At 60.5% G+C, this 10,841-nt stretch carries 12 protein-coding genes and 1 other RNA gene; 3 read left to right on the top strand and 10 right to left on the bottom strand.

What is annotated here, in order from left to right:
• Positions 1-9: 9 nt before the first annotated feature.
• The 4 genes from ftsL to rnpB all read right to left on the bottom strand — a co-directional run bounded on the left by ftsL (position 10) and on the right by rnpB (position 3,250).
• Positions 10-1,017, bottom strand: a complete 1,008-nt coding sequence (gene ftsL, locus AD928_RS12250; RefSeq protein ID WP_062250877.1) for a cell division protein FtsL — start codon at positions 1,015-1,017, stop codon at positions 10-12.
• Entirely contained in the window at positions 1,014-2,045 is a 1,032-nt protein-coding gene (gene rsmH, locus AD928_RS12245; RefSeq protein WP_062141680.1) for a 16S rRNA (cytosine(1402)-N(4))-methyltransferase RsmH, read from the bottom strand. The genes ftsL and rsmH overlap by 4 nt, the downstream gene beginning before the upstream one ends.
• On the bottom strand, positions 2,042-2,524 hold the full coding sequence (gene mraZ / locus AD928_RS12240; RefSeq protein WP_062141681.1) for a division/cell wall cluster transcriptional repressor MraZ: 483 nt from the start codon (positions 2,522-2,524) through the stop codon (positions 2,042-2,044). Before mraZ ends, rsmH begins: the two co-directional genes overlap by 4 nt.
• 312 nt (positions 2,525-2,836) lie before the next feature.
• Positions 2,837-3,250, bottom strand: an RNA gene (gene rnpB / locus AD928_RS12235) — RNase P RNA component class A.
• 93 nt (positions 3,251-3,343) lie between these two features.
• On the opposite strand from rnpB, the gene AD928_RS12230 reads away from it, so the two are divergent.
• Positions 3,344-4,381, top strand: a complete 1,038-nt coding sequence (locus tag AD928_RS12230; RefSeq protein ID WP_167347372.1) for an alpha/beta hydrolase — start codon at positions 3,344-3,346, stop codon at positions 4,379-4,381.
• Here AD928_RS12230 and AD928_RS12225 read toward each other — a convergent pair.
• Together AD928_RS12225 and zwf are read right to left on the bottom strand one after the other, a co-directional pair.
• Positions 4,378-4,833, bottom strand: a complete 456-nt coding sequence (locus AD928_RS12225; protein WP_062250874.1) for a hypothetical protein — start codon at positions 4,831-4,833, stop codon at positions 4,378-4,380. The genes AD928_RS12230 and AD928_RS12225 overlap by 4 nt on opposite strands.
• Positions 4,830-6,302, bottom strand: a complete 1,473-nt coding sequence (gene zwf / locus AD928_RS12220) for a glucose-6-phosphate dehydrogenase (protein ID WP_062250968.1) — start codon at positions 6,300-6,302, stop codon at positions 4,830-4,832. Before zwf ends, AD928_RS12225 begins: the two co-directional genes overlap by 4 nt.
• Before the next feature lie 261 nt (positions 6,303-6,563).
• On the opposite strand from zwf, the gene AD928_RS12215 reads away from it, so the two are divergent.
• Entirely contained in the window at positions 6,564-6,836 is a 273-nt protein-coding gene (locus AD928_RS12215) for a DUF2312 domain-containing protein (protein ID WP_025825221.1), read from the top strand.
• Positions 6,837-6,921: 85 nt separating this feature from the next.
• On the top strand, positions 6,922-7,587 hold the full coding sequence (locus AD928_RS12210; RefSeq protein ID WP_233420072.1) for a hypothetical protein: 666 nt from the start codon (positions 6,922-6,924) through the stop codon (positions 7,585-7,587).
• 24 nt (positions 7,588-7,611) lie between these two features.
• Here AD928_RS12210 and proB read toward each other — a convergent pair whose 3' ends face one another.
• The 4 genes from proB to rplU all read right to left on the bottom strand — a co-directional run bounded on the left by proB (position 7,612) and on the right by rplU (position 10,538).
• Positions 7,612-8,742: a glutamate 5-kinase gene (gene proB, locus AD928_RS12205; RefSeq protein ID WP_062250871.1), complete on the bottom strand. Its 1,131-nt coding sequence runs from the start codon at positions 8,740-8,742 to the stop codon at positions 7,612-7,614.
• Between the two features lie 47 nt (positions 8,743-8,789).
• Positions 8,790-9,806, bottom strand: coding sequence for a GTPase ObgE (gene obgE, locus AD928_RS12200; RefSeq protein WP_062250870.1), 1,017 nt, complete (start codon positions 9,804-9,806; stop codon positions 8,790-8,792).
• A 104-nt stretch (positions 9,807-9,910) separates the two neighbouring features.
• Positions 9,911-10,180 (bottom strand): 50S ribosomal protein L27, encoded by a 270-nt coding sequence (gene rpmA / locus AD928_RS12195; protein WP_043553668.1) that lies wholly within the window; start codon positions 10,178-10,180, stop codon positions 9,911-9,913.
• A 43-nt stretch (positions 10,181-10,223) separates the two neighbouring features.
• On the bottom strand, positions 10,224-10,538 hold the full coding sequence (rplU, locus tag AD928_RS12190) for a 50S ribosomal protein L21 (protein WP_006559166.1): 315 nt from the start codon (positions 10,536-10,538) through the stop codon (positions 10,224-10,226).
• Between the last annotated feature and the right edge of the window lie 303 nt (positions 10,539-10,841).

The following is a 10,841-nucleotide window of genomic DNA, read 5'->3' as shown; positions in this document are numbered from 1 at the left end:
TCTGGAAAATTAGTTGGTCATCGGGACCGGGGCTGGCAACGCATCACTGCTGTGGCTCAGCAAAGAGCCACTGCTGTAAGAGGACGTTGCCCGTGCTTCAACATAGCCTGCGGAGGGCGTTGCAGCCCGATGCTGCCGGGTTGCATGCCAGCTTGCCACCGTGACAGGCAGCGGATGCCGGACCTGAGAATCGCTGTCGCTGTCCGTCACGCTGGGTTTGGGGGTGACAGCCGCAACGCGGGTTGGGACCGGAGCAGTCTGCGCGTGGCGTACAGGCTGCGGTGCATCTGCGGCACTGGCGACAGTGACAGGCGTGCGGGTTACAGGCGGGTTGACGCGAGCGGCATCCGCCAGCTGCGTTGCAGCGCGGCGCGGAGCCACAGGCCGGGCTGCCGGAGCGGGCGCGGTGAGCTGTGCCGTGCGGACCGCAGCATCGTCCGCATCATCCAGAGCCGGACGCGGTGCGCGGTCATGATGCGCAACAGGACGGATAACCGGAGCCGTGCGTGCCGGTGTTTCTTCTGCAACGGTCATAGCAGCGCGAGGTGTCTGAGCTTCGTCGCCTTCCACACTACGGTCATGATGCGGAGCAGGGCGTGCCAGCTTGGCATCGGCAACTGCGACAACAGCCGGATGCGCTGCCGCCACAGGCGCGGTCGGCTGAGCAGAGGCCAGTGTTGCGGCTGTCATGCCAGCGCGCGGATCTTCAGCCGGGATCTTGACTGTCGGTGCGGGCAGGCGGGCAGAAAGATCCGCCATACGAACAAACTGTGCGGGGTCCATGGTGTGGAGGCCCACCAGATGATGTTCCGCCAGACGGGTTAGCCGTTCCGGCTGGTTTTCCAGGGCCCATTCCGTACGCAGCATGGCTGTCTGGGAGCGCACACGCTCTGTATCAGACACGATTTTGGAAATCTGCTGATCCAGAAGCGTGGTCTGATGCTTCTTCGTATAAAGGAAAAATCCCGAGGCAATGGCCAGGACAGCGCAGCAGCAGGTAAAGGGCCGGGGGATCATGGGATCAATCCTTTGCCGAAGGAGGAAACATCGGTCGAGCGTTTTTCCACAGCGCGGAGGCGGGCACTGCGGGCACGCGGGTTGGCGGCGCATTCAGCGTCACCTGGACGGAGGGGCCTCCCGGTGAGCGCGATAAAGGCGGCTTCATCCCCCTTCGTCAATGCTGCACGCGGGTCATAGCGTGAAAAACTTGTGGTTTTGCCAGTTGCAGCACCCATCACCCGTTTGGCGATGCGGTCTTCCAGAGAATGGAAGGAGACCACAACCAGACGGCCACCGGGGGCCAGCAGATCAAGCGCCTGCGTCAGGCCGCGCTCAATCTCGCCAAGCTCGTCATTAACGGCAATGCGCAGGCCCTGAAAGGAACGGGTTGCGGCATCAATGCCTGAACGGTCAGACGGCACCACGCGGCGGATCAGCCCGGCCAGTTGCGCGGTTGTTTCAAACGGCGTTTCCACACGGTCGGCCACAATGGCGCGGGCCACGCGGCGGGCGTGGCGCTCTTCACCATAAAAGTGGAAAATGTCAGCCAGTTCGCTTTCCGGCGCCTTATTCACGATATCCGCAGCAGAGGGGCCACTTTTTGCCATGCGCATATCCAGCGGCCCATCCATGCGGAAGGAAAAACCACGCTCGGCTTCATCCAGCTGGAAGGAGGACACGCCCAGATCCAGCACAATGCCGTCAAAAGCCGGGGCATCGGCTGCTTCTGTCAGGTCCGTCATGCTGCCAAACCCACCATGCAGCATATGCAGGCGGGACTGGCCTTCTGCGTTGGTAAAGCTGGCGGCCATGGCCTGTCCGCGTGCAATGGCGTCCGGGTCCCGGTCGATAGCCCATACGGCACAGTCAGCACTTTTCAGAATGGCGGATGTATAACCGCCGCCGCCAAAGGTGCAGTCGAGAATGGCATCGCCATCAGCAGGTTTCAGGCTTTCCAGCACTTCGGCCAGCATCACGGGCACATGGCCCGGAGCAGGTGCGCCGGAGGTCGGATGCAGAGAGGAGGAGGTGGTCAGGGCATTCATGCAGACCCTCCTTCCTGTCCATCACGCGCAGCGGGGATGCTGATGCGGCGGGACCGCTGACGGGCTTCGGCGCGGCGCTGGCGGGCGGCCTCGGGTTCCCATATCTGAAAGGTGCGGCCTACGCCCATAAAGGCAACGGTCGTGCTTTCCGTAATGCCTGCATGCTCACGCAAAAAATCGGGAATAATGATGCGACCTTCACGGTCCGGATCAAGCGGGTAGGCATCCGCGTACAGGGCGGCGGCAAGGTCATCATGCTCATCAGAAAACATATCCAGACGGTCCAGCGGCTGGGTCAGGCGTGAGAAGGCTCCGGCAGGCCACGCTTCAATGCAGGGCATTGTATGGGATGGTCGCAGGATCACCAGTGAATCGCCTTCCGTATGCTGCGCCTTCAGAACAGTGCGGAAACCGGCAGGAATCGAAACGCGACCTTTCGCGTCAAACCGATTCTCATGCGTGCCGAGAAACACACTCACGTAAGACGATGTCCTTCTGATTCAGGCCTTTCCGTTCGCAGAACAGCGGGGAACGAAGCCGCCTCCACCACTTTCATGGTGTAATGTGGGATAGCATGGGATTTTATGGGACGCAAATTAAAAAGGCAGAAAAAACAGCAGAAAACCGCCATTTATGAAGTAGTTGCGCAGAACTGTTTGATGCCGTGAAAGCAATGGTAAAATAGAGACCAACAAAACTTTGCCACGTCATGTTCTTCAAATGTTCTGCATATATGCGCAGATATCGGCAGAACACCGTGCCCGGCGTAATGAAATGAGGCAGAAACAGAAAATGCCAGACGGTCTGTAAGCCGGGTTCTGTCCAGCTCCGAAGAGCCTGGACGGTCATTCGTCTGGGACATGCCTCGCGACATGCCTCACGCAACCAACCCGAGCAGCGGGGCGGGAGAACCCCTGAAACCCTTGCAGGTTTCCGCCGCTCCTATTCGGTCTTGCTCCCGGTGGGGTTTACCCTGCCTCCTCTGTTGCCAGAGGAGCGGTGCGCTCTTACCGCACCGTTTCACCCTTACCTCCAGCTCTGGCCCATGGTTTCCCACGGATCATCGCCCGGAAGGCGGTTTGTTTTCTGTGGCACTTTCCCTAAGGTCACCCTCGCCAGCTGTTAGCTGGCACCGTTCTCCCGTGGAGCCCGGACTTTCCTCCCTCCTGCACATCATGCAGAACAGCGACCGTCCGACCGTCTGGCGGCGCCACCCTGCGTCGGGCGGCACAGCAGGTCAAGGGGCAAGCATGACGGAATCGTCTCGGCATGGCGCAAGAATGCAGTATGCTGGTGTCATGAGAGTTTCTGCAGAGCCTGAGACCGCTCAGGGTATTCCCGCTCGTCCCAATTTCTACTCCCGCATTCTGTTGGGGTGGATCCGCTGGCAGGGGGCGCGTAGCAAAGCCGGACCGTCCCAAAAATTTCAGCCCGTGGCAAAGACTCTCCGGGATGAAGGCGCAGAGCGGGCAGAATTTCTGGCCGTGCTCCGCAAGGCGATGGATACGCCGTCTTTCCCAACCCGTCTTTCTGCGCTGGGGATCAGGAAAGTTCTGACCATTTCCGTGCCCGGTGCAACTGGCCCCATGCAGGCTCGGCTTTATCTGCCTTATGGGCGGGTGAGGGGCGCTGTGCTGTATCTGCACGGTGGCGGGTTTGTGCATTGCGGGCTGAATTCGCATCACGGCATGTGCTGTCGTCTCGCACGGGTGTCCGGTGCGGCGGTGCTGTTGCCGGATTATCGGCTGGCCCCGGAACATCCTTATCCCGCTGCGGCGGATGACAGTCAGGCGGCCCTGCGCTGGCTGGCTGGTGTGTCCGCCCGCTTCTGGGGCGGCAAGGTTGCTGTGGCGGGGGATAGTGCCGGGGGGAATCTGGCTGCCGTTCTGGCGCAGGATGGCGCGGCGGGGAAAGGGCCAGTCCCGGCGTTACAACTGCTGTATTATCCATCCTTGTATGGCGCGCAGGTTTTTCCGTCGCATGATCTGTATGCAGAGGGGTATTTCCTCTCTCGTGCGTCCATGCAGTGGTACGGGGATCAGTATATCGCGCGGGAGGAAGACTGGGTTGCCCCGCGCTTTGTGCCCGGCCTCAATCCCAATCTGTCCGGCCTGACACCTGCCGTGATTGTCACGGCGGAATGTGACCCGATGCGGGATGAAGGCGTGGCCTACGCGCAGGCGCTACGGCAGGCGGGCGTGCCAGTGCAGTATAAATGCTATCGCGGTGCGGTGCACGGCTTCCTGAATTTTTATGCCCTCATGCCCCAGGGCAAGGCCGCGCTCCGGTTTGGTGGGCGCGCCTTGCGGAAAGCCTTTGCCTCAGAAGGCCCTTAGGGCATCGGGTGGAACTGCGTGGGGGAGCCCTGATCTGACATGATGACGTGGTTCATCCGGTCAATGCGCATGGTGAACAGCTTTGGCAGTTCGCCTTTGGGGCCGGGGCAGGAGCCTGATGTTTTCTGCATCACGTCAATGCGGGAGCCCGTTGGCGGGTCATTCCCATTCACCACAAACAGCAGGCAATCCGGCTTGATGTTCGTCATGCCGTTATGTGTCACCACTACGCGCAGGTGGCGCACTAGAGCGGTATCATCAAACCAGCTTTCCGGCCGGAAGGTGTAGCGATCCGTCAGGGTGTCGATAACCCCCGTCTTAGCCAGCACAATCATCAGCACCGAAATAGGCACGACCAGTGCCAGACGGCGCAGAACATGCTGGCGCAACGTCCGTTTGCGGAAGGGGCCGCGCTGGGACAAGGGGGAGGGTTTGGAAGAGTTTGAGTTCATGTCAGCATATCTTCGTGCCAGAGGGCACCGTCACGCGCCAGCAGGGCGCGGGTTGAAGCAGGGCCCCAGCTGCCGGCAGGGTAGGGTTCCAGCGGCGAGAGAGCATGGCGCCAGGAGTCCAGAATCGGTTCAATCCAGCGCCAGGAGGCTTCCACTTCATCCCGGCGGATGAACAGAGCCGGATTGCCGCGTACGGCATCCAGAAGCAGGCGCTCGTAGGAATCGTGATATTCGATGGTGAACTGGTTTTCATACGACATATCAAGAACCCCATTCCGCACCCGGAAACCGCCTGCACTGGGGTCCTTGGTGGCCAGAACCAGTGAGAGCCCTTCGTCCGGTGCAATGCGAATCACCAGCCGCCCCGGTGAGGGCGTGTTGGTGAAAATGGGCCACATCTGCGGACGGAATTGCAGCACGATTTCCGTCGTCTTGGCGGCAAGCCGTTTGCCCGTGCGCAGATAGAACGGGGTGTTACCCCAGCGCGCGGAGCGGATTTTTGTGCGGATGGCCACAAAGGTTTCTGTATTACTGGCGCGGTCCTGCCCCAGATCCTCGGCGTAGCTCGGCACGTCCTGCCCATCGATACGGCCAGCAGTGTACTGCCCGCGGATGACGTTGTGGCGGACCATATCGGGCGTCATCGGGCGAAGGGCGTTCAGAACCTTGAGCTTTTCGTTCCGCAGGTCATCCGCCTGGAGCGAGGCCGGGGCATCCATTGCCACCATGCACAGCACCTGCAGCAGATGGTTCTGCACCATGTCACGCAGCGCCCCGGATTCGTCATAATAGGGGCCGCGCTTGCCGACGCCGACTGTCTCAGCCGCCGTAATCTGCACATGGGCAATCGCATCGGAAGACCAGAGCTTTTCCAGCGCCGGGTTGGCAAACCGCAGGGCCAGAATGTTCTGAACCCCTTCCTTCCCCAGATAATGGTCAATGCGGTAGATCGACTCTTCCGGGAAGAAGCGGCCAACACCGTCATTGATTTCCGCTGCTGTTTCCATGCTGACGCCAATGGGCTTTTCCAGCACCACGCGCGTAACGGGCGTAATCAGGGAATGATCCGCAAGGGCGGCGCAGAGTGGAGCATACAAGGCAGGGCTGGTGGCCAGATAGAAGACTCGCGTGCGTTGCGGGTCATTCAGATGTTCTTCCAGCCCGCTCCAGTCGCTGCCTTCTTTGGTGGCATCCAGAGCAACATACTGCACCAGGGCAAGAAATTTGTTCAGCGTGTCCGCATCCCGTGCAGCAGCCGGGGCAAATTCGCTGAGGGCCTTGCGCACCTGTTCGCGGTACTGATCCGGGGAATGGGCGGAGCGTGCCACACAGATGATGCGGGCATCTTCCTGAAAATCCTGCGCATGGAACCGCCGCAAAAATGCAGGCAGCAGCTTGCGCATTGTCAGATCGCCCGTGGCGCCGAAAATAATGAAATCGAAAGGGTCAATCCGATTAATATGCGCCATGGCCATAGTACTCCCGCAAGATCGTGGGTGCCCTTGAAAAGCCCCAAACAAAGACTTTCTTCCCCCTGAGTGTGCTTTGAGAACGGGGCAGTCGGGAAAGCGTTGTGGCAGAGGGTTTGTCCATAAGGCTTCTGGCTGTCAAGGTAATTGACCGCGCGGGCGGCTCGCGATAAGCCCGCGCCTTTGGTGTTCGGGCGTGGCGGGCGAAAGGCCTGCCGCAGTCAGGCCCTGAACACGGTCTGTAAACGGGGGAACTGGAGCATGGATACCGAAGGATTTTCCGGTGGTGACGATGCCGCTGTGGGTGGCATTGCCGCCGATCGGCTGAGAAGCATCATCGAGCGGGTCGAGCGTCTGGAAGAAGAACGCAAAGCACTTGCCGGCGATATCAAGGATATCTTTACCGAAGCCAAGTCCGCCGGGTTTGATGTCAAAGTCATTCGGCAGATCATCCGTCTGCGCAAGCAGGAGCCGAGTGAAGTGGAAGAGCAGGAAACCCTGCTTGATATCTATCGTCGCGCCCTTGGAATGTAATGAAGACCGTGCCGGGCAGCGGGTTACCGCAAGGGAGGCCGCTGGCACGGCATGGAATCCTGACATGTGGGGTCTGTAGGAAATGATGTCTGTGGTGTTTCCAGACTGGATGCCGCTCTGGGCGCAGCTGTTGGTGATAGCGGTTGTTATCGTCTTCGGGCTGGCGTTTCTGATGATGCCTTTTGCTGTCTTTGGCGTAAAAGGCCGTCTGGCGGAGCTGGAGCTGCAAATTCAGGAAATGCAGGCCGAGGTGCGGGCTCTGGCCATGCGTCTGGCGGCAGGGCAGGGGCAGGCTACGCGTCCGGTAGGGGATGAGGCGCTGAGTCGTCCGTCCGTGCCGGACGGTGTGCAGGTGGAAGAAATTCGTCCGCCGGAGCCAACCCGACCCTCTCCCATTCTGTCAGCCCCTGTGCTGACGCCTCTGCGCACCCCCAAGGTTTCCGATGCGTATGAACCGCGCCGGGAGGCTCCACCGGCCCCTAATCTGGAGCCGGAGCCGCGGGATGGTGCGACCCGCCGTGTCATGCCCTGGCATGAGCCGCAGAAAGATGCGTCCGGGCGCAAAGAGCCGCTGGCGGATGCCATGCGCCGTTACCGTGCGCCAGATGCCGACCAGCCGCCTTATCGTCCTGATTTTTTACGGAACGCCGAGCAGCCCGCAGAACCGCGAGTTAATCGGTCTTATGATGAAGACACAGGACGGGCTGAGCCTGTGCTGAACTGGCCGTCCCGCAAGCCTGCTGATTTCTAACAACCGGAGGGGATGTCCGCTCCCTCAGGCCATCACGAGGTCATCGCGATGGATGATCTCGTCTCGTCCCTGCCAGCCCAGAATATCGTGAAGTTCTGTGGAGCGATGTCCGGCAATCTGGCGGGCATCATCGGCATCATAAGCGGACAGGCCACGCGCCAGAACGCGGCCGCCATTATCCACCACCACAACCAGATCGCCCTGCGTAAATTCCCCTTTGACGCCCAGCACACCGGCGGGCAGTAGGGAGCCACCATGACGCAGGGCGTCGGCTGCCCCGTCATCAATCATGATTTCACCCGCAGGGGTCAGGCTTCCGGCAATCCACTGTTTGCGGGCTGTCTGCGCGCAGGCTTGCGGCAGGAACCATGAGCAGCGCGCGCCGTCTAGCAGGGCGCGCAGCGGGTGGTTCTGTTTGCCAAGTGCGATGGCCATAGCGCAGCCGGAGCGCGTGGCGATGCCCGCAGCCAGAAGTTTGGTGCGCATGCCGCCGGAAGAATAGCCGGGAGGCGGTTCGCCCCCCATGGCTTCAATTTCCGGGGTTAGAGTCTCAATCACCGGCAGGTGCTGAGCATCCGGATTTGTGCGTGGGTCTGCGGTGTAGAGCCCGTCAATATCGGAAAGCAGAACGAGCTGATCCGCATCCGTCATCTGGGCAACACGCGCGGCGAGGCGGTCATTATCCCCAAAGCGGATTTCGGCTGTGGCGATGGTGTCGTTCTCGTTAATGACCGGCACACAGCCCAGCCCCAACAGGGTATCCAGCGTGGCACGGGCGTTCAGGTAACGCTGGCGGTCTTCGGTATCTTCTGGTGTCAGCAACAGCTGAGCGGCCGTGAGGCCCTGTTCGGAAAGAGCATTGCTCCATGCCTGAGCCAGACGGATCTGGCCTACGGCAGCAGCAGCCTGTTTCTCCGGTAGGCGAAGTACGCCGTTTGTTAGCCCCAGCGTATGGCGGGCCAGTGCAATGGCCCCTGATGAGACCACGGTCACGTCCGTGCCCTGCCGCCGCAGCTGGGCGATGTCTTCCGCCACACTGGCCAGCCAGGCCTGTCGTGGGGCAGCTTTATCCGGGTCCACCACCAGCGCGCTGCCGATCTTGATAACAAGCCGACGGGCGGAAGAAAGGGAGGGGCTGGTGGGGCGTCCGGTCATGGAAAACAATCCATTCTATGTCGTGGCCCCCGGAGGGGCTTGCAGGCTTAAGCGGGGTTTTCTTCATCCTTACGGATGGCTGTGACCTGTGTCTGAATGGCCCGGAGCAGTTCCGGAACACCCTGCCGCGTGGCAGCGGAAATCAGCATGACCGGAGCGCCGCTGGCTTTTTCCAGCGCCCGTTTGCGGGCAGAGGCTTCCCGTGGGGTCATGGCGTCATTCTTGTTCAGGGCAATAATTTCCGGCTTATCGGCCAGTCCACCGCCGTAGGCATCCAGCTCGTGCCGAATGGTGCGCCAGGCATCCACAACATCACCTGCTGCGCCATCAATCAGATGCAGCAGAATGGCGCAGCGTTCCACGTGACCCAGAAAGCGGTCACCCAGACCAGTGCCTTCATGCGCACCTTCAATCAGCCCCGGAATATCCGCCACCACAAATTCTTCTGTCATGGACAGGCGCACAACGCCCAGCTGGGGGTGCAGGGTGGTGAAGGGATAATCGGCAATTTTAGGCCGTGCTGCGGATACAACTGAAAGGAACGTGGACTTCCCGGCATTGGGCAGGCCGACCAGGCCGACATCGGCAATCAGCTTCAGGCGCAGCCAGACCCAGCGTTCTTCACCCGGCCAGCCCTTATCAGACCGGCGCGGTGCGCGGTTGGTGCTGCTTTTGTAATTCGCGTTCCCATAGCCGCCATCGCCGCCCCGGCAGAGGGTGATGGTCTTTCCCGCTTCATCCAGATCAGCCAGCAGGGTTTCCCGGTCATCATCAAAAATCTGCGTGCCGATAGGCACTTTGATGACCACGTTCTGCGCAGCAGCGCCCGTACGGTCAGACCCGGCCCCGTTGCCACCCTTACGGGCGCGGAAATGCTGGGTGTACCGGAAGTCGATCAGGGTGTTGAGGTTGGGGACGGCTTCAAAAATAATATCGCCACCACGGCCGCCATTGCCCCCGTCCGGACCGCCGAATTCAATATATTTTTCCCGGCGGAAGGCGGTGACACCATCTCCGCCATCGCCGGAGCGGACGTAGATTTTTGCCTGATCAAGAAACTTCATGGGATACTTTCAACGCCTGAACATGAAAAAGGGCCGATCCTGTGAGGACCGGCCCCTTGCCATTCCGGCCACGGGAAAAACGCGTGGTGGAGCTTGCCGAATACTTATTCAGCAGCTGCCGGCAGCGCGTCCACGGAAACGTGCACGCGGCCTTCGGCGCGACGCTCAAAGCGCACGCTGCCGTCAACCAGAGCGAAGATGGTGTGGTCACGACCAACACCAACGTTAGCGCCCGGCTTCATCTTCGTGCCGCGCTGGCGGATGATGATGTTGCCAGCGATAACCTGTTCGCCACCAAATTTTTTGACGCCAAGACGGCGTCCAGCGCTGTCGCGCCCGTTACGGGATGAACCGCCTGCTTTTTTTTGTGCCATGACCTAAGTCCTCCTTGGTCTTACCAGCCGAACCCTATGGGGCTCAGGCGGCGTTAATCTCTTGGATGCGCAGAACGGTAACCGGCTGGCGGTGGCCATTCTTGCGGCGGCTGTTCTGCCGGCGGCGCTTCTTGAAGATGATGACCTTCTTGAGGCGGTCCTGAGCGATGACGGTTGCCGTCACCTTTGCGCCAGCAACGGTGGGGGCGCCAATGGTGGTGGTGCCTTCGCCACCTACAGCAAGAACTTCATCAAAGGTGATGGTAGCGCCAGCTTCGGTTTCCAGCTTTTCAACCTTGAGCACCATGTTGGGCTCAACCCGATACTGCTTGCCGCCGGTGCGGATAACTGCGAACATAAAACCTGTCTCTCTTTCCGATCTCTTGACCTTCCGCGGCACAGGCGCAGGCGAAGGGTCTGGTCGCTTTTTGTTCCTTGGCCGCATTGGCGGCATGGCTCCATCTGTGTGGAGTGGTGCGGCTTTTTACGGGGAGTCTCCCCCGCTCGTCAACAAGAACTTGCTAAAGCCGGGGATCTCTGCTTGCGCACCATAAAAACCCTGCTTATAAGCCGCCCAACGGAGAGGTGCCGGAGCGGTCGAACGGGGCGGTCTCGAAAACCGTTGTGCGAGCAATCGTACCGAGGGTTCGAATCCCTCTCT

It is taken from the genome of Acetobacter cerevisiae, from assembly GCF_001580535.1.
GTDB classification, from domain to species: domain Bacteria; phylum Pseudomonadota; class Alphaproteobacteria; order Acetobacterales; family Acetobacteraceae; genus Acetobacter; species Acetobacter cerevisiae.
Note: the sequence above shows the minus strand (reverse complement) of the source record. Positions and strands in the feature narration are given on the sequence as shown.